17 protein-coding genes and 1 tRNA gene are annotated in these 18,400 nt (G+C 66.8%); 9 read left to right on the top strand and 9 right to left on the bottom strand.

Annotation, left to right across the window (positions count from 1 at the left end):
• Positions 1–29 precede the first annotated feature (29 nt).
• Both AC07R7_RS06300 and AC07R7_RS06295 read left to right on the top strand, forming a co-directional pair.
• A complete protein-coding gene (locus AC07R7_RS06300) occupies positions 30–1,277 on the top strand; it encodes a hypothetical protein (protein WP_494634542.1) in 1,248 nt (415 codons plus the stop codon).
• Between the two features lie 354 nt (positions 1,278–1,631).
• A complete protein-coding gene (locus AC07R7_RS06295) occupies positions 1,632–2,846 on the top strand; it encodes a hypothetical protein (protein ID WP_494634541.1) in 1,215 nt (404 codons plus the stop codon).
• A gap of 1,074 nt (positions 2,847–3,920) precedes the next feature.
• Here the strand turns inward: AC07R7_RS06295 and AC07R7_RS06290 are convergent.
• A tRNA-Arg gene (locus AC07R7_RS06290) sits at positions 3,921–3,997 on the bottom strand.
• A gap of 102 nt (positions 3,998–4,099) precedes the next feature.
• Here AC07R7_RS06290 and AC07R7_RS06285 point away from each other — a divergent pair.
• The 4 genes from AC07R7_RS06285 (at position 4,100) to AC07R7_RS06270 (ending at position 7,170) form a co-directional block, all read left to right on the top strand.
• A complete protein-coding gene (locus tag AC07R7_RS06285) occupies positions 4,100–5,368 on the top strand; it encodes a dicarboxylate/amino acid:cation symporter (RefSeq protein ID WP_494634855.1) in 1,269 nt (422 codons plus the stop codon).
• A 117-nt stretch (positions 5,369–5,485) separates the two neighbouring features.
• The gene (locus AC07R7_RS06280; protein WP_492837259.1) at positions 5,486–6,019 is read left to right on the top strand and encodes a phage tail protein; all 534 of its coding nucleotides are present in this window, start codon (positions 5,486–5,488) and stop codon (positions 6,017–6,019) included.
• Positions 6,020–6,043: 24 nt separating this feature from the next.
• Positions 6,044–6,595 (top strand): phage tail protein, encoded by a 552-nt coding sequence (locus tag AC07R7_RS06275; protein ID WP_492887965.1) that lies wholly within the window; start codon positions 6,044–6,046, stop codon positions 6,593–6,595.
• Between the two features lie 29 nt (positions 6,596–6,624).
• Positions 6,625–7,170, top strand: a complete 546-nt coding sequence (locus AC07R7_RS06270; protein ID WP_494634540.1) for a phage tail protein — start codon at positions 6,625–6,627, stop codon at positions 7,168–7,170.
• Between the two features lie 69 nt (positions 7,171–7,239).
• On the opposite strand, the gene AC07R7_RS06265 is transcribed toward AC07R7_RS06270, so the two are convergent.
• Entirely contained in the window at positions 7,240–7,533 is a 294-nt protein-coding gene (locus tag AC07R7_RS06265) for a DUF6916 family protein (RefSeq protein WP_494634539.1), read from the bottom strand.
• Between the two features lie 44 nt (positions 7,534–7,577).
• Here AC07R7_RS06265 and AC07R7_RS06260 point away from each other — a divergent pair, with 44 nt between their 5' ends.
• The 3 genes from AC07R7_RS06260 (at position 7,578) to AC07R7_RS06250 (ending at position 9,972) form a co-directional block, all read left to right on the top strand.
• A complete protein-coding gene (locus tag AC07R7_RS06260) occupies positions 7,578–8,081 on the top strand; it encodes a GNAT family N-acetyltransferase (RefSeq protein WP_494634538.1) in 504 nt (167 codons plus the stop codon).
• Positions 8,082–8,524: 443 nt separating this feature from the next.
• Positions 8,525–9,619: a sensor histidine kinase gene (locus AC07R7_RS06255; protein ID WP_492887969.1), complete on the top strand. Its 1,095-nt coding sequence runs from the start codon at positions 8,525–8,527 to the stop codon at positions 9,617–9,619.
• Positions 9,616–9,972 (top strand): response regulator, encoded by a 357-nt coding sequence (locus tag AC07R7_RS06250; RefSeq protein ID WP_492837265.1) that lies wholly within the window; start codon positions 9,616–9,618, stop codon positions 9,970–9,972. The genes AC07R7_RS06255 and AC07R7_RS06250 overlap by 4 nt, the downstream gene beginning before the upstream one ends.
• 48 nt (positions 9,973–10,020) lie before the next feature.
• Here AC07R7_RS06250 and AC07R7_RS06245 read toward each other — a convergent pair whose 3' ends face one another.
• From AC07R7_RS06245 to AC07R7_RS06215, 7 genes are read right to left on the bottom strand one after another with little or no spacing between them, the layout of a single operon-like run.
• Positions 10,021–11,103 carry an esterase-like activity of phytase family protein gene (locus tag AC07R7_RS06245; RefSeq protein ID WP_494634537.1) on the bottom strand — a complete coding sequence of 361 codons (1,083 nt, stop codon included), beginning with the start codon at positions 11,101–11,103 and terminating at the stop codon, positions 10,021–10,023.
• Positions 11,100–12,281, bottom strand: a complete 1,182-nt coding sequence (locus AC07R7_RS06240) for a glycosyltransferase family 61 protein (protein WP_494634536.1) — start codon at positions 12,279–12,281, stop codon at positions 11,100–11,102. Before AC07R7_RS06240 ends, AC07R7_RS06245 begins: the two co-directional genes overlap by 4 nt.
• 9 nt (positions 12,282–12,290) lie before the next feature.
• Positions 12,291–13,391, bottom strand: a complete 1,101-nt coding sequence (locus tag AC07R7_RS06235) for a glycosyltransferase family 61 protein (RefSeq protein WP_494634535.1) — start codon at positions 13,389–13,391, stop codon at positions 12,291–12,293.
• The gene (locus AC07R7_RS06230) at positions 13,388–15,841 is read right to left on the bottom strand and encodes a glycoside hydrolase family 99-like domain-containing protein (RefSeq protein ID WP_494634534.1); all 2,454 of its coding nucleotides are present in this window, start codon (positions 15,839–15,841) and stop codon (positions 13,388–13,390) included. The genes AC07R7_RS06235 and AC07R7_RS06230 overlap by 4 nt, the downstream gene beginning before the upstream one ends.
• Positions 15,838–16,782, bottom strand: coding sequence for a class I SAM-dependent methyltransferase (locus tag AC07R7_RS06225; RefSeq protein ID WP_494634533.1), 945 nt, complete (start codon positions 16,780–16,782; stop codon positions 15,838–15,840). The genes AC07R7_RS06230 and AC07R7_RS06225 overlap by 4 nt, the downstream gene beginning before the upstream one ends.
• Entirely contained in the window at positions 16,779–17,531 is a 753-nt protein-coding gene (locus AC07R7_RS06220) for an ABC transporter ATP-binding protein (RefSeq protein ID WP_492887975.1), read from the bottom strand. Before AC07R7_RS06220 ends, AC07R7_RS06225 begins: the two co-directional genes overlap by 4 nt.
• A 9-nt stretch (positions 17,532–17,540) precedes the next feature.
• Complete coding sequence (locus AC07R7_RS06215) at positions 17,541–18,332, bottom strand: ABC transporter permease (protein ID WP_494634532.1); 792 nt, start codon at positions 18,330–18,332, stop codon at positions 17,541–17,543.
• Positions 18,333–18,400: the final 68 nt, after the last annotated feature.

Raw genomic sequence — 18,400 nt, 5'->3', positions numbered from 1 at the left:
CCTCGCCATCAAGAGTTTGAGCGCGCGTCATGACCGCAATCGCCTGCCTTAAGATATTCGTCGGGGACGACCTACAATTCGCCGACACGGAAGCCATGGCGGGCCTGGTGGCCAAGGTGGCCGGAGCCTATCTCGAATCCGTTTGGACGTGGCCACGCCGTCACGGCCTCGTCGCGCCCTTCTCCTTCGTCTTGGCTGACCCTCGCGCGACCCGGCTCGATGCTCGGGAGATGCGCCAGCTTGCGGTCGACTTGCAGCACAAGCTGTTTGGCGACAAGGGCGCCGGGGAAATCGCCCTGCTGATGTTTGAAGGCGACCAGAGCGACGTAATGCGCTTTGCCGGAACCTCGAATGAAGCCCTTAGGGCCCTCATGGCCGGTGAGGGCGACGGAGACTTCGCAGGCCGGATTTGCAAGATCACCCCGCAGGGCGTGACCAGTCTTGTTCCTCGCGATGGTCCCGTGGAGGGCTCGCCACCCGCGGAGGAGTTGGAGGCGATCGAGCCAGACCCGCCGAAAGGTGGCCCCAGCAGCTTGCTGGGGGTGCCGGTGGCGACCACGGGGTGGTGGGGAATCTATTACCTCCTAAGGGAGCGGTTCGTTGGGAGCGGCGTCGATTGTCGCGCGGCTTGGGACGGCGATCCGTTCAGCTCTGTCGAAGACTCCGATGCATCGACGCGAGACATGATCTGCCTGAACGCCGCAAACGAGGCGCTGCGGGGCGCGAATGTGGGCGGCTACATGTTCGTCCCGTTCAGTTTCTCCTCGATGATCAAACCCACCCTGCGGGAAACCTATCGCCCCCTGGTCGAGAAGCTCCCTCTCGCCGCCCGCCCCAGGCTGGCCGCCAATGTGTATGATGTGCCGCGCGAGCCTTCCTACGGCGCCATCAGCCAGTTGCGCGCATTTTTACAGCCTCGCTTTTCCCTGATCGACCTACAGGTTCGCGACCCGGGGTTTAGGATCGAAAGCCTGCCGGCCGGGGCTGTAAACAGCGTCACCTTGGTGCTGACCGGTCAAGATGAGCGGGCCCGCCTGGACTTGATCACCCGCTTCCTGAAGGCCGCGGAGGCCTATCGTGCAAAGCGCGTTTGGCAGGGAGTCGCGGGGCTCGCCAGTCTACGCGAGCTAGATCTCTGCCGGCGATTGCGAGCGCCCTTTCTCAGCGGACCGATGGTGGCGCCCCTGGCGGATGCGCCCGGTGGCGAAGTCGAGTGCCCGGCGCTCAATCTCCCGATTCGGCTCTCTGATCATCGGCGGCGGCAGACGCCAGCCTGAGCGAACTCTGAGCGCCCCATCGACTACCTAGACACCTGGGATGGTCGCATCGTGATTTCCCGCCTCCTCACTCAGATGTAGAGCGGCGCTTACGCCTAAGCCATTTGGCTGCTGTCGCTCATCAAGGGGCCGGCTCTACGGCAGCACTGCACGGATGGCCGATCTAGAGCCATAAATGCGACCGCCTCGCACTATCATCAGCGTTAAGTTGCTGTCGTTCCACACTAAGGCTGACGACATAAAATAGGGAAGCCCAAAGTGACGACAGAGCTATCCGGTACCGGACCTGCGACACTCCTAATCGACACGCCTGAGGGGTCCCTGGATATCGCATATGAGGCTCAGGCTGGCGCGATGTTCTCGAAATTCGTCGCGGAGGGAAACGCGGTGCTGATGACCGCGAACCTGCGCAGTTCGGAGCTGATTCTGCGCCTTGCCCAGCTTCAAAAGCGTCAGGGCATGCAGATCGTACGCATGGAGGTCGTAGCTAGATATCCAGAATCCTTCGATGAGCGGATGACGTCGGGCAACAGTATCCTGCCGGACTTCTTCAAGCTGGCGCGAAGTCGAGCGGGGAACCGTTGTGTCGCTATCGTCAAGAACCTTATCTCCGATTGGGAGCCCTGTAGCCACGGCCTAGCGCGCCTCCGTGTTCAGCGGGAAGGGGCTGGACAACTCACCCTTCGCGAGGCTGCTCGCGAGCTAAAGCTCGAAAACGGCGCCCTGCGTGACTTGATAGATCAGGGTCTGGTAGGCGCACCGGCGGGGCGCGGCGTTCTCCGTAAGATTCAGTGGCTGGATCCCGCGAGTGTTCATGATGCGGGGCGCCGACTGAACGAGCGGATGTCTGTTCTGGAGTTCTCTCAGGCCTACCGAATTCCAGCTTTCGGCGTCGCACAGTTGATCAGCCTGGGGTTGCTGACCCTCAATCGAGATCCGATTGTGCAGGCGCTTCATTCCGGTCTTCAGCTTAGTCGCGGTGTCGCTGTGGGGTTGGCGGATCGGCTTCTCGCGCTACCCCACGTGCCGTCGCCCACAGTGGCTCTATGGACGTTGGAGGACGTCTTTCACGGAATAGGCGGGCAGGAGAAGCCTTGGGGCGCCATCGTCCAGGCCGCTTTGAAGCGGGAGATCATCCTCTACTGCGATGATCAGTCTTTGGAGCGGTTACACATCGGTCGCCTGCGGATCGCCCAAAGCCTAGCTCACGAAATCCTGGCACGTGCGCGCCCTGAGCTTCTTCGGACGCCCGAGAGTTCAGTGCCTCTCTGGGAGCTAGACGTGACGCGGGCGGATGCTGAGCGTTACCTCAACTGTTTCCCGCGCGACCTGTCCTGGCTTATTGCAGAGGGGCATCTGCATCCTCGGCCGCGCCGGGAAGAGGTTGAAGAGCTGGGTAGCAAATTGATCAGCTCACGCGAGATCAGCTGGCGTTGGCGTGTCTCGCCCTCGTTCCGGGAAGCGATGGTGAGGGGCCGAGGCATCAAGAGGATCCTAGGCCCGTTCTGGGAGCGCGCGGAGGTGGAACGGTACTTCGCGGAAGTGTTTCCGGCGGGCAGGCCGGTCTAAATCTCGGCGCTCGCTGCGTCCGGTCCTGTCGTGGCGCGCTGCGAGGTTCGATAAGTGGAGGCGCCTTATGAACATCAACTTGCCATTCTGGCTGGTGCGCCGCCTCGCGAAGCGGAACCCGTGGTTGCTGTCGACCACGGGTTCTGTCTCGCGCTCGCTAATCGTGGACTTCGTCTTTTGGGAGCTCACGATCGACGCAAGGCTGGAGCTACCTCCAGAGCAACGGGATCGACTGCTTAGGGAGCAAGGCCAGGCTCATGAATAGGGGCGGTCTTAGGTTGGAATAGACGTTCTAGGGACTGCGTTAAGTTGTTTCGCTTAAGTTGTCGAAAATCCACAATTGAACAATATCAATACCAGCCGAAGCCGCAAAGCTGCCCCGAATGCCCTCTCCACGCGCGGCGCGGCGCTGGATGGAAGAACGCGGCGCTCCCGGCGATCGGACGCTCTCCCAAATGGTCTCGATGTCAGGGCGGGTGAAGCGCCGCGCACGTCTTTGCCCCGAGATCAGAGCCGAAGTTCGCCAGGCCGCGCTTTGGTATTGGTCCAGCCGGCGTTGGTCGATCACGGACGCCTACGCCCGCCTCTGCACCGTACTCGAAAAGATAAACCGTGACCGTGGCCGGATCGCTGCTGCGCCGTCACTAGAGCCGCCCTCGATGGAACCTCATCAGCGCCAACCCCGACAGCTTCAATCTCGGCGTTTACCAGGCTTTGGGCCCGATCGTCCGCCGATACGCCTTCTAAAGCGTCGCCCGCATTTAGTCGGCTGAGGGTCCAGCGAATTTGCCGAGCTCCATCAGGAGGCCGTTTATCGGAAGGCGGGCGAGCCATGGCGGTAAGGGGGCAGATCTGCGCAAGGCGCTATCAACCTTACAAAATTAACCTAGTTGACTTCCAGTCGCACCACACCCTAGCCGAGCGTCGCCTTTCTGGAGCTGTTCCAGTGTCCGCTCCAGGCGCATCGACGACAGGCTAGCGACACTCTTCAACGGCCCATCTTGCGACCGCCTCGCATTATTGACGGCCTTAAGTTGGAAATGGGTACGTCTTAGTGTGCAACGACAAAAGCGCTGGCGGCCCAGGAGGGACTCGAACCCCCGACCTTCGCTTTAGGAAAGCGCTGCTCTATCCTGCTGAGCTACTGGGCCTTCGCGTGCGAGGCGCAGGGTCAATAGCGCAAGATGGCGGGCATGCGAAGCCCGTCCGAATGGCTTGGGCGGAGCTCCCGGGGGACGAACGCGGTGCGACATCTGAAATCGATCTATGTCCAGGTCCTGATCGCCATCGCCTTGGGCATACTGGTCGGCGCGCTGTGGCCGAAGATCGGGGTGGCGGTCAAACCGCTGGGCGACGGCTTCATCAAGCTGATCAAGTTGGTCATCGCGCCGGTGATCTTCTGCACGGTGGCCGGCGGCATCGCGCGGATGGGGGACATCAAGGCGTTCGGCCGGGTGGGCGTCAAAGCCCTGCTCTATTTCGAGGTCGTCTCGACCCTGGCCCTGGTGTTGGGCCTGCTGGTCGGGCGCACCCTGAAGCCGGGCGCCGGCTTCAACATCGATCCCAAGACGCTCGATCCGTCGATCGCCGCCGGCTATCTTGAGAAGGCCAAGCACGGCGAGGGCCTGGTCGCCTATCTGCTGCACCTGATCCCCGACACCTTCTTCGGGGCCTTCTCCGAGGGCAATCTGCTGCAGGTGCTGCTGATCGCCATCCTGACGGGCTTCGCCTGCACGCGGCTGGGCGACTTCGGCGACAAGGTGGCCAATGTGCTGGAGGACGCGGCCAAGCTGTTCTTCGGCATTATCCAGGTGGTGGTGCGCCTGGCGCCGCTGGGCGCGTTCGGGGCCATGGGCTTCACGATCGGCAAGTACGGGATCGGCGCCCTGATCCAGCTGGGGGCGCTGGTGGCGACCTTCTACGTCACCTCGCTGCTGTTCGTGCTGGTGGTGCTGGGCCTGATCGCCTGGGCCTGCGGCTTCTCGATCCTGCGGTTCCTGGCCTATATCCGCGAGGAACTGCTGATCGTGCTGGGCACCAGCTCGTCGGAGTCGGTGCTGCCGCAGATGATGATGAAGCTGGAGAACGCCGGCGCGCGCCGTTCGGTGGTCGGCCTGGTGATCCCGACGGGCTACAGCTTCAATCTGGACGGCACCAACATCTACATGACCCTGGCCACCCTGTTCCTGGCCCAGGCGACCAACACCCACATCGGCCTGGGCCAGGAGCTGGCCCTGCTGGGCGTGGCCATGCTGACCTCGAAGGGCGCCAGCGGCGTCACGGGCGCGGGCTTCATCACCCTGGCCGCGACCCTGGCGGTCGTGCCCGACATCCCGATCGCGGCGCTGGCCGTGCTGGTCGGCGTCGACCGCTTCATGAGCGAGTGCCGGGCTCTGACCAATCTGGTCGGCAACGGCGTGGCGACCCTGGTCGTCGCGCGGTGGGAGGGCGCCCTGGATCGGGAGCGTCTCAGGCAGGTTCTGCACGGCGAGACCGCGACTCCGGGAGCCGCCGCGCCCTGATCGCCGCCCCCGCCGAGAAAATGCGCCCATAGGGCGATCTCTTTCTCTGTACTATCTGCGCGCAGCCCCTATCCTGACCAAAAATCAGCGTTCGCTGGATCCTGGAGGAGGCCCGTCTTGAGTCAGCCCTATATTGGCGAAATCCGCATGTTCGGAGGCAACTTTCCTCCGGTCGGCTGGGCCTTCTGCGATGGACAACTGATGTCGATCGCCGAGAACGACACGCTCTACAACCTGATCGGCACGACGTACGGCGGTGACGGCCAGAACACGTTCGGCATTCCCGACCTGCGCGGACGGGTCGTGACCCACTGGGGCGCGTCGCAGGGCAACACCTACGTCATCGGCCAGCAGGGCGGCGTGGAAACCGTCACCCTGACGACCAGCCAGATTCCGCAGCACACGCACCCGGTCACGGCCACCACGGCCACGGGCGATACGGGCGCGCCCACGGCCAGCACGATGCTCGCGGCGGGCGGCCCCGGCGGAAGCACCCTTTATCCCTATGGGACTTACGGCGGGACCCAGGTCGTCACCTCCGGCGCCAGCACGCTTTCCAGCGGCGGCTCGCAACCGCACGAGAACATGCAACCGTACCTGGCGGTGAACTTCATCATCTCGCTGTACGGCATCTATCCGTCGCAGAACTGACCGCGCCAGCTCGAGGAAATCTTCATGTCCGATCAGTTCGTCGCGGAAATCCGCATCTTCGCCTTCAATTTCGCGCCGGCAAACTGGGCGCTCTGCAACGGCCAGCTGTTGCCGATCCAGCAGAACACCGCGCTCTTCTCATTGCTGGGCACGACCTATGGCGGCAACGGCACCAGCAACTTCGCGCTGCCCAACCTGATGGGCCTGGCGGCGCTCCATACCGGCCGCAACCAGCCGGGCCCGGGGCTCAGCGTCTACGACCTTGGCCAGACCGGCGGGTCGGAAAACGTGACCCTGCTGCAGAGCGAAATGCCGCTGCACACGCACGGCCTGTCGGTCTCCAGCGCCAACGGCACGACGCTGACGCCGACCAACAACCAGCTGGCGCGCGCCTTTTCGGGCAACTTCCAGTCTAACAGCCAGGGCCTGATGTACAGCACCGGCGCGCCCGACGTGCAGATGCCCCCGCAGTCGATCGGGGTCGCCGGCGGAAGCCTGCCCCACAACAACATGATGCCTTCGCTGGTGCTGAACTACTGCATCGCGCTGCGTGGCGTCTTCCCGGCGCGCAACTAGCCGCCCTCAAACTTTCGGAGCGCATCGCCATGAGCCAACCTTACATGGGCGAACTTCGCATCATGAGTTTCAACTTCGCGCCCAAGAACTGGGCGCTGTGCAACGGTCAGCTACTGTCCATCCAGCAGAACCAGGCGCTATTTTCGCTTCTGGGAACGACCTACGGGGGCAACGGCGTCAACAACTTCGCCCTTCCCGACCTGCGCACCCGCACCCCCCTGCACACGAGCCAGGACCTGGTTCTGGGCGCGGTGCTCGGCGAGTATTCGCACACGCTGATCAGCAACGAGATGCCACAGCATCTCCACGTCCTCAACGCCAACACCAGCGTCGCCGGGACGAGCAACGTCTCTCTGCCGACGAACAATACGATCCTCGGCAACGCCGCGGGCAAGGCCAGCTCCGGCTCGACGCCGCCCTTCCTGCCCTATAGCGCCAACACCGCGAGCCTGACGCCCATGGACCCGCGCACGCTGGGCTCCCAAGGCGGCTCGCAGCCGCACGAGAACCGCCAGCCCTTCCTGGCGCTGACCGTCTGTATCGCGCTCAACGGCATCTTCCCGTCGCGCAACTGATCTCGACAACAAGGGGATCCGCGCTCTTCCTCCCAAGGAGGAGCGCGGACGATCTCGTCTGAAGACGGCTCAGTTGAACACGGCCTGATAGTCCTGCCAGCCGGGCTCCGGGGTGTGGATCGGCGCGATATAGAGTTCGTGCGCCGCGCCGTCCGGCCCCTTCAGCCTCCACATATTCTCCGGCGCCCACGGCGACTTGGGGCCCCGGAAAACCAGGGTGAAGGGCGCGCGCTCGCCGGCTGGCGCGTCCTGGACGTCAACCTCGACCAGGGTCAGCGACAGCTCGGTGTCGCCCAACTGGAAAAGCGCGCCGACGTGCGGTGAGAAATGGTCAGCGGTGAGAACGACGAAAGCATCTGACATCGAATGGGCGCTCGTTACGGGCTCTGCTTTTTTGAGACTCAACTATGACGTCTAACCACCTGGAAGGCAAAGCAGCGCCGCCCGTCCGTCGCGCCGAAGCCGCGTCCGATCAGACGCTGCTGCTGAACCTGTTCATTGCCGCCCGCGCCCCGCACTTCGCGCCGTTGAACCTGCCCGCCCCGATGCTGGACACGCTGATGCGCCAGCAGTTCCTGGCCCAGAGCGCCAGCTACGCCGCCCAGTATCCCGACGCGCGCCGCGAGATCATCGAGGTGGACGGCGTATCCGTCGGACACCTGCTCAGTGACCGGACGAGCGACCGTGTGCGTCTCGTCGATATCGCCCTGGCGCCGGCCTGGCGGAGCAAGGGCCTGGGCTCGATCCTGATCGGCGCGCTGATGGACGAGGCCCGCGCGGCCGGGGCGCCGCTCGCGCTGCAGGTGGCGTGCGACAATGCGCGGGCCGCGGCGCTCTATGACCGCCTGGGCTTCAAGACGATCGCGGACGACGGCGTCTATCGCGAGATGCGCTGGACAGCCGCGTCCTGACGAAGACCCACGGGGGCATGCTGCTCGACGCCCGCGTGGCGACACGTTGCGGGCGCGGAGGCCTCCAGGGTCGCCTCCACGACGCCGTCGTGAAACGATCGCTGTCCGCCGCGGCCGTTTGACGCGCGACATGCGGGGTGAAATCGGTCGTTCCGGGCCGCTCTCGCCCCGCTTCTCCGCACCCGAGAAAGGCGCAAATACTCGCCAAAGCCTTGCCGCGTAAGCCTTCTGCAAAGGCCCGCGCCCCGTTCGCCCTCACTCCGAAGGCCTTTGAACGTGGGCTCGACTCACACGCATGTGCGATCGCGCGCATCGCCGGCTAGCGGCTCGGCTTGTCCGGCGCCGTCCGCATGTTAGGGTTTCAACCACAATCAACGTGCAACGCTGGAGACATGCTGGACTTAGCGCTCCGAGACGAGGTTGCGGCGCCCGATACGGGCCTGATGACGCTCATCGAAACGATCGAAGCCCTGTCGGCGACGCGCACGCTCGCCGAGGTGGCGGACGTCGTTCGCAAGGCGGCCCGACGCATCTCGGGCGCCGACGGTGTGGCCTTCGTCCTGCGTGACAACGAGCAGTGCTGGTACTTCGACGAGGATGCGATCGGCCCGCTGTGGAAGGGCAAGCGCTTTCCCCTGACCGCCTGCATCTCCGGCTGGGCGATGCTTAACCGCCAGACGGTGGTGATCCCCGACATCTATCTGGACGACCGCGTCCCGCACGACGCCTACCGCCCGACCTTTGTCAAAAGCCTGGTGATGACGCCGGTGCGGATGGAGGAGCCCGTGGCCGCGATCGGCGCCTACTGGGCCGAATCGCATACGCCCTCGCCGGAGACCGTGCAGAAGCTGCAGGTCATCGCCCGCGCCACCGCCTCGGCCCTGGAAAGCGGCCGGCTGCATGACAGCCTGGTCGACGCCCGCCACCATGGCACGTTCCTGCTGCAGGAATTGGATCACCGGGTGAAGAACACCCTGGCCATCGTTCAGTCGATCTCCCGTCAGACCCTCCGCGCCACCCCCTCGCCCGAAGCCTTCGCCGAGGTGTTCGAGGATCGCCTCCTGGCGCTGTCCCAGGCCCACGAGCTGCTGACCCGCCGCGCCTGGGGCCGCGCCCAGATGCACGAGATCCTGGACAAGGCCCTGGCCCCGTTCAGGGTCGATCGGGCCGAGCGCTTCGACATCGTCGGCCCGGCCATTACTTTCAGCGCCGAGACCTCGGTCTCGGTCCACATGACCCTGCACGAGTTGGCCGTGAACGCGGCGAAGTATGGCGCTCTGTCGACATCCGAAGGTCGGGTGGTGATCCGCTGGTTGGTCGACGAGGCCGCCGCGCCGCCGATGCTCACCCTGACCTGGCGCGAGGTCGGCGGCCCGCCGGTGGCCGGCCTACCCGAACGCCGCGGCTTCGGCTCGCAGATGATCCAACGCGGTCTGGCCCGCGATCTGGGCGGCGCGGCCACCGTCGACTTCGCCACGTCGGGCTTCGTCTATACTTTACGCGCGCCCTTGTCGGAGCGGGTGAGCCTGGCCGCATGAAACCCTCCAAGGTGATGATCGTCGAGGACGAGGCCCTGGTGGCCATGATGGTCGAGGACATGCTCGGCGACCTGGGCTACGAGATCGCCGGCTCGTTCGGCGCGGTGCACGACGCCCTGGCCTTTCTGGGCAGTGGCCAGCCGCAACCCGATGGCGCGGTGCTGGACGTCAACATCGGCGGCGAGATGGTCTTTCCCGTCGCCGAGGCGTTGCGCGAGCAAGGCGTGCCGTTCGTGTTCGCCACCGGCTATGGCGACCTGCCGCGCAAGGGCTTCGAGGGCGTCGAGGTGCTGGCCAAGCCGATCAATGTCGGCGCCCTGCGCCAGGCCGTCCGCAAGTTCCGGGCGAACTAGGCGGCCGCTCGGCGGCCGCTCTCGTGGCGGTCGAGAGGCCGCCCCGCCCTACCGCGTGAACCGCAGCACCAGGATCTGATTGATCTGCCTGGCGTCGTAGTTGTCGTCCGAGGCCAGGACGAGGGTCCGAGCCCCGTCCGCCTGGCGTGGCCCCCACGCCATGGCCTCCAGATTGTCGATCCGGATCCCGAGCCGGTCGAAGTTCAGCAGCAGCCGCTTCTCCACCGGCCGGACCGGCGTCGCCAACAGGCTGTCCACCTTCGAGACGTCCCGCGCCCCGCCCACATCGGCGAGGTAGAGGCGGACGTGGTAACTGTAGTGACCGTCGGCATGCTTGATCCCCGAGCGCTCCAGCACCAGCAGGCGGTGATCGTCGAGGGTCAGGATCTCGCTGATCCCGTTGTCGCCGACGCCGACCGGGGAGGCGACCTGCACAGGATCGATGCGATAGGCGTACTGGGCGACGAGCTTGCCCGACCGGTCCAGGCGGCTCAGCCGGGTCAACCCTCCCTCGGTCACCGACGGGATCGGGCCGTCCTGGACCAGCGGCCCCTCCATCGACATCCACAAGGATCGTCCGTCAGCGGACCAGCTGATCCCCTCGGTGGTGGCGTTCTTGCGCGCGCCGGTCTTGCCGCCGTCGTGGAAGGTCAGGGCGTCCGGCGCCGCCCACCGCTCGACCGGCGTCCCGTCGACCTTCATCCGCCGGATGGCCGGCGGATAGCCGTGATCGAAGTCGCCCTCGGTCGACCAGACCAAGTCGGCGCCCAGCGGATCGAAGCGGATCGCCTCGCCGTCCGCCGCCTCCGTCCCGGCCTTGCGGTCGGGGAAGGTCTCGCCGTCCTCGCGGCGCAGCGGAACCATCGCCGTCAGCGCCGGCCCGCAATCCTTCCCCGGCCGGACGTCGAGCCGGCCCAGGAAGAAATGCGACGGCCCGTGCTCGGACTTATCGTCGCTGATGAAGGCCCAGAGCTTGGTGCGCGGATCATAGTCGACACCCGAGACGCCGCCATAGCCGCCGCCCTGGAATTCGATCCCCTTCGGGGTCTCGCAGGCCTTGAGCAGCGACACGCGCTCGGCCGCCACGGCGGGCGTGGCGGCCAGCAAAGCGGCGAGGATCAGCGCCTTCACAGCAGGAACTCCGGCTCGCCAGGCGGCGGGCCGTCATCCCAGCCGGCCATGGCCTTGCGGGCCTCGGCCCGCTCGACCGCGATGCTCAACTTGCGGCGGAACTCGACGGGGTCGATTGTGAACGGCTGGTTCTCCTGCGGCGCGATCGTGTAGAGGCGCGCCTCGCCGTCGGCGGGCAGGATGTAGCCGACATCGTGGCGGCGGAAGTTGGCGATCCGCGACTGCACCTCGACCAGCCAGTTCATCGACACCACCTGACAGCCTTCGGGCGACAGGAGCGCATTATGCAGGCCCGAGCCGAACTCCCCCGCCACCAGCCGCGCCCGTGAGAAGATCTGCGCCTGCTCGGCCCAGCTCTTGGTCTCGGGGCGAAGCAGGATAAGGCCGAGATCCTGGGCGATGCCCTCGATCTCGTCCTCGTTGGCCAATTCGCGGAAAGACTGGCTGGTGCGCACCCCGCCCCGGCTGACGAAGATCATGTCGTCGCCCGTCCCGCGCGGCCAGGCCAGCGCCTCGCGCTCCAGGCTCCAGCGCAGAAAGTCGTGGAAGCTGTAATTGTGGTGCAGCATGTGCGGCAGCAGGGCCGCGCCGATCTCGACCGCCTCGTCGCGATGGTCGTAGGTGACGATCTCCTGCGCCGGCAGCATCATCCGGATGATCTTGAAGACATAGCCCGGCGCGGTGCGTGGCAGCACCAGAGGCGCGGCGATACCGGCGGCGTTCAGCGCCCGGATCACGAACAGCTTCGGATACATCTCGGTCAGCCAGTGACCCCAGACGAAGTTGAAGTGTGTGATCACGAAGGCCCGGTCCAGCCTGATCCGCACCGGCGCGTCGAAGTCCCAGGCCGGCCGCGTGATGTCGTGATCGTACCAGTGCTTGATGTAGTAGGGGTACGCGCCCTCCGCGTAGATCAGCTGGCCGTCCAGCTTCAGGTGGGCGCCGGTGCCGCCGGCCACGACGCGCTTGGCGACCAACAGATCGACGTCGGGCGAGACCAGGTCGCCCAGCGCGTGCAGGCCATTCAGCATGTCGCCGGCGCAGGGCCACAGCATCGGACGCGGCGGGATCGGCGCGCCGCCCCGCATCAGCAGCGTGCGCGCCACCCGGTCGGGGCCGTGCAGGGCCTGGGCCAGGGGAACCTGCTCGCCGCCGGAAAGATCGATCGAAGAGGCCACCCTGGAGTCCTAGATCAGCCCGTCGAGGAAGGCCAGGAAGGCGGTCACGTCCAGCCGCCAGCCATAGGCCGAGGCCGGGCGCAGGCGTGGCTCCAGCGGGATTTCGGGCGGGATGATCCCTGTCCCGGACACGAAGCCATGCCACACGGCGCCGACCTGAACGGCCAGGTCGCGAGCCCAGGGCTCGGCCGGCGGGGTGGGCTGGATCTCGATGACCTTGGAGCCGGGCGCGCAGAACAGGACATTGGCCAGGATCGTGCCCGACGCAGCGACGATGACCTCCGCCCCGCGGAACAGGGCGACCAGCTCGCGGACTGAAGCCGTCTCGGGTCGGACGATCGTAAAGCCGCGCGCGGCCAGGCCCTCTTCCAGCCAGGCCTCGGTCTCGTGCGGCGCCTTCAGGGAGCCCTGGCGGCTGACATAGATCCGGCGCGCGTCGGCGGCCGGCGCGACCTGGGCCAGAATCCGGGTGCGGACGGCGTCCAGCCCAGGGCGCGGCGCGGTCGGTGTCAGGAACACGGCCTCGCTCAGCTTGACCAGCGGCGCGTCGACCACGGTCGGTGAAGGGGCGTCGGCGAGGGCCAGGAGATCGGTGTGCCAAGGCGACAGCGGCGGGGCGATGGCCGGGAAGCGCGCCAAGGCGCCCGCGCGCTCGGCCGCCAGCAGGGTCGGCAGCGCGCTCAGCAGGAACTGGGCGTAGTTATGGGCCGCGCCCCACCCCATGAAAACCGTGGCGGCGGACAGACTCTGGGCGTCGTCCGGCGGGACCAGCCGCGTCTCGCCGTCCTCGCGCCGGGCGCTTGGGATGCGGTCCAGAGTCGGGGTCAATCGACGCGCCTCGCGAGCCGTGCCGGCGAAGACGCGTCCGGCCTCGTCGAGCACCACGCCGAAGGCCGGCGCGCACCAGGCGGTCTCGACCCGCGCCAGGTCGAAGCCATCGCCCGCCGCGCCGATCGTTCCGGGTCGTCCGTTCAGGGGATCGGCGACACGCGACAGGGCCTCGCCCTCCTCGACCGTGGTGAGCAGCAGGCCTGACGGCGGCGGCGGTTCAGGAACCAGAGCCTTCAGCTTGCGGCCGACCCGGCGGACCAGACGCTTGATCGGGCTCACAGTTCGAAGCTCGCGCGATAGCCGGCGCGGGCGACGATAGCGGCGGTCAGGCGCTCGATCGCGTGCGCCGTGGTGCCGTCGACACGCCCCAGCTCGGGCTCGAAACCGATCTCGGCGTCGGTCAGGTCGGACAGCGGCGCGAAGGCCTCCGTCCGTCCCCAGAACATCGAGCCGGCCGCGAACGGCGTCTCGGGCCGGGGCTTCAGGCCCATGCGGGCGGCCAAGCGTTCGACGGTCGCGCGGTTATTGTCCATCACGTCCGGATCGCCGATCCGCATCCGCGCCTCTGACGACGCCAGCAGGCCCAGTTGCGGGTCCAGGGCGAAGGCGCGCAGCGCCAAGGCCGCCGCCTCGCCGCCCAGCAGGCCGTCTACCAGCTCGGCCCGCCACCGGTCGCCCTTGGCCCGATGCGGCGAGCGCTTGGAGTGCAGCTTGCAGAACACCGAATAGCCCAGAACCTTGGCGCGGCGCAGCGTCTCGACGAACGGCCGGATGTCGCGACCGCGGTTCTCGGCGATGGCCAGGTGCGCGGCCGGAAACGCCTTGCGAACGCGGGCCAGGTCGGCCGCGTCCCAGGTCTCCGGCACGGTGATCATCAGGTCCAGCACGTCGACGCTCGCGGCCAGGCGCTCGGCGAACCAGTCGATCAGTTCCGGATAGAACAGGTGCAGCAGGGTCACCGCCTCGGCCCGCTTGGCGAACCCGGCCTGCGCCTGGGCGACCAGCGGATGGGCGTCGGTCAGGCGCGGCGCGTAGGCGGCCAGCGCGGTGCGGGTGGCGTGCAGATAGCCGTGGCCGAACCAGCGGTCGGGCTCGAGATAGGCACCCTCGCCCCACTCGTTCCAGGCGTTGACGAAGACCATCGCCTGGCCTTGCGGATGCCTGGCCTCCGCATGCTTCAGCGCGCCCGACAGCCACGTCAGGTAGCTTTCCGGATCGGCGTTGTGGAAGGCGTGGCCGGCCCAGGGCTTGCGCGCCTGGTTGTCCCAGCCCGGCATGACGCCCGGCACGAAGGCGTCCGGAACCGCCGCCAGCTCGTCCAGCTTGGACTGCGCGACCACCGGATAGTCATAGACCTTGCCGGTGAAGTTCGCGTGCAGGGGCGTCACCTGCCGGGTGATCTCGCCTTCGACGATGGCGTGCGGCGGGAAGTCGATGATCCCATCGAAGCCGTGCGAGGCATAGTCCTGGAAGCCGAACGCCGTCGTGCAGAGCAGGTGCAGTTCGCCCAGCCCCATGGCCCGCGCCTGGTCGCGCCAGCGGTCGGTGGTGGCCTTGCTGTCGGGCAGGATTTCCGGGCGATACAGCACCAGCACCGGTTTGCCGCCGACCTTCAGGTAGCGCGGGTCGCGGATGTAGCGCGCCATGTCCTCGAACACGGCGCGGTCGTCCTCGGGCGAGTGGTCCTGGCCCATCAGGACGTCGCTTTCGTCGCCGTCCCAACGCCGAGTCCAGTTCTCGTTGGCCCAGCAGAGGGCGAACGGCAGATCCAGGGTCGGATCGGCCAGATAGAGCTCGATCGGCCGTTCCAGCAGGCGTTTGCCGGCGAACCAGTAGTAGTGGAAGCAGAAGGCCGAGACGCCGGCGCCCTTGGCCAGGTCGATCTGCTGGGCCAACACCTCGCGCTGGCGCAGGTCGTAGAAGCCCAGATCGGCCGGCAGGCGCGGCTGGTAGTGGCCCAGGAACTGCGGCTGGGCCTTGGAGACGTTGGTCCACTCGGTGAAGCCCTTGCCCCACCAGAGGTCATTCTCCGGGAACGGATGAAACTGAGGCAGGTAGAAAGCGATGAGCTTCGGCGCGTCGGCCGGCAAGGTGATCGGGGCGGTGATCGGGGCCGCGAAGTGCGGGCTGCGCAGGTTCTTCGAAACCGCGATCGCGTGGGCATAGGTCGCCTGCACGGGTCCGGCGTCGCCAGCGAAACGGGGGACCCGCGAGCCTTGCAGCAGCGCTCGGCCGCGCCGCCAAGCCGCGCCGGCCGGTCCGCGCAGCGGACCCAGCAGCGGCTTGACCGCCTGGATCGCCGCCCCGCGCAGGCCGCGGGGATCCTTGCCCAGGTCGCCGATGCGCGTAACCTTGAAGTCGGACACGGTGAACCGGCATTCGCCCTCGGACGGGTCGAGCCGCACGCCGATCAGCTGGAAGCTGCGCGCCGGCAGCGAGGCGAACCAGCCGTCCGGGCCGGCCTTCAGCCGCGTGTAGGAGTCCTCGGAAAAGCCGTCGCCCCAGTCGGCATAGAGGGCCGGGCCGACCAACTGGCCGTCGGTGGCCTCCAGCTTCAGGTCGATCCGCACGGCCTTGGCCGCGCGCAGGCCCGAGCGCTGCTCGCGGGTCGGGGTCCAGACCATCTGCGGATCGCCGCCGGCCGCCGCCAGGATCGTCCGCCCCTGGGCGTCCAGGCCCTGGACCGTGACGTCGCGGCCGGGCTTTAGACCTGCCGGCAGGGCGCTCATGCCTTGCCCGTGAGCCGCGCGATCATCCGCGCGATGAAGCCTCGCGGCGCGTTCGGGTCGCGCTTGCGGATGACCACCGCCGCCTGCCAGAACTGGGTCGGATCGTCGATATAGCGCACCACCTCGCCGCCGTGCGGGGCGGCTTGCCTGGCCACGAACTTGGTCGTCACCACCGCCTCGCCATAGACGTCCGGCCCGCGATAGTCGCCGCCGCCCGAGGCCAGATAGGCGATGCCCTCGTTGGCGAGGTCGGCGCGCAGCTTGGGCAGCTGGTCCTTGTAGACCGACAGGGCCGCCATCCAGGCGTTGTCGGCGTCGGGCTCGATGGCCTGGACCATGTCCAGGAAACGCGGCGGCTCGACCGTGAACACCAACTGGCCACCGGGGGCCAGCACGCGCAGCAGCTCGCCCAGCCAGGCGCGGAACAGGTGCGGCGGCAGGTGGGTGAACACCGAATAGGCCGTGATCAGCCGGAACTGGCCGTCGGCGAACGGCAGCGGCTGGCCGTTGGCGATGGTCTCGAAGCGGCCCGGCAGATCGGCCCCGGCGCAGAAGGCGACCATGTCCGGATCGATATCGACCCCGACCATGTCCTTGGCGTCGAAGTCGCGCAGGAAGAACCGGCCGATCCGGCCCCAGCCGCAGCCGAAGTCCAGATAGCCTTGCCCCGTCGAGCCCTTGTAGGCGCGGTCGGCCATGGCCTCCTGGGCGAAGGCGTAGAACTTGCCAGCCTCGTCCAGCGCGTCCTCATAGGCCGAGCCGACGAACTGGCGCTGGATCTCGGCCGACGGGAAGTCAGGATAGGTCAGACCGCCTTGGACGCGCTCGACGACCGAGCGCTTCAGGCGCGCCAGCCAGACCTCGGGCGCGAGGCCGCGAAGATCCTCGTGAGCCAGAAGACGGGGGGCCAGAAGACGGGCGTCGAGGCGACGGGCGGTCATGCGACGCTGGCCTCGCGGTGGACAAGCCAGTCCTCGGTCGAGCCGAGGAAGACGATCTTGCCGGCTTGCAGTTCGCAGACCCGATTGCAGACCCGGCGGACCAGGTCGTGGTCGTGGGTGGCCAGGACGACGATCTTGGCGTCCTCGACCATGCGCTGCATGCGGTCGGCGGCCTTCTGCACGAAGGCGGCGTCGCCGGCGCTGAGCCACTCGTCCAGCACCAGGATGTCGGCTTCGAACTCCGTGGCCACGGCGAACATCAGGCGCGCCTGCATGCCGGCCGAATAGGTGCGCACCGGCAGATGCAGAAAGTCGCCCAGCCCCGAGAACTCGGCGATGGCGTCGATGCGGCTGTCGATCACCTTGCGCGACAACCGGCGCATCAGACCCAGCTTGTGGATGTTGCGAAGGCCGGTCGCCTCCATGTCGAGGCCGGCGTTGATGGCGATCATCGAGGTGATGTCTCCGTCGATCGACAGCTCGCCGCGCGTCGGGTGATAGATTCCGGCGATGACCTTGAGCAGGGTCGTCTTGCCCGAGCCGTTGTGGCCCACCAGGGCGATGCGGTCGCCCTCGTTGATCTCGAGATTGATGTCGTGCAGCGCCTTGACCGCGGCGACGTCGCCGGCGGCCTTGTACATCTTGCCGCCGACCGCGAGGTTGAACACGGCGCTGCGCAGCGACTGCGAGCGCAGGCTGTAGACGAAATAGTCGAGGTCGACGTTCGTCAGCTTGATCTGGTGCGTCATCGCCGTCTCCTACAGCCAGAAGACCACGCGCTTGCGGAACATGGCCAGCAGCGCGAAGGCGACCACGAAGAGGACGCCGGTGGTTCCCAGCGTCCAGTACCAGTCGACCGCGGCGGGCGCGTGGCCGGTCAGCGGCGCGCGCAGCAGCTCGACCTGGTGGGCCAGCGGGTTCAGCTCGACCACCCAACGGTGCTTGGCGCTGACATTGGCGGTCATCCAAAATACCGGCGTCACGTAGAACAGCAGCTGGACCACGTAGCTCATCATGTAGGCCACGTCGCGGAAGCGGGTCGACGGCACGGCGATGATGAAGCCCTGCAGGCAGACGATGACCAGCATCAGGGCGACCGCCGGGATCAGCGTCCAGTGCGGCATGGCGAACCGACCGATGACCAGCATCACCACCCAGAACGCGATCGCCTGGAACAGGAAATTCGTCGCCGCCTTCTGGGCGTGCAGGAAGACATAGAAGGTCAGCGGCAGGCGTTGGCTCTGCATCAGGCCGGCGTTGTAGAGGAAGATCGCCTGGGCCTCGGCGATGGTCGTACCGACCAGCGACCAGGCCAGCAGGCCGGCCACCACCTGCGGATAACTCTTCGACATGTCCACGCCCATCAGGGCGCTGACCAGGAAGGCCAGGGCGAAGGCGACGACCAGCAGGTTGCAGGCCATCCAGAATGGACCCAGGATCGACCGCTGGAAGCGCGAGGCCGTCTGGTCCAGGCCGAGCCGCCACCACAGGGGTGCGAGACGAACGCCGTCTCCCACATCCTTAAGCGCCGCCATCAAGGGACTCGGCATCCGTAACCTTCCACAAGGCCTGTCCGGTTCGGATTACCATCCCAACCGGATAAACAGGCCGTCTTCCA

The sequence above is a fragment of the Caulobacter sp. GW821-FHT05F04 genome (assembly GCF_059419665.1).
The sequence above is the reverse complement of the archived record's forward strand: the minus strand, read 5'-3'. Positions and strand labels throughout refer to the sequence as shown.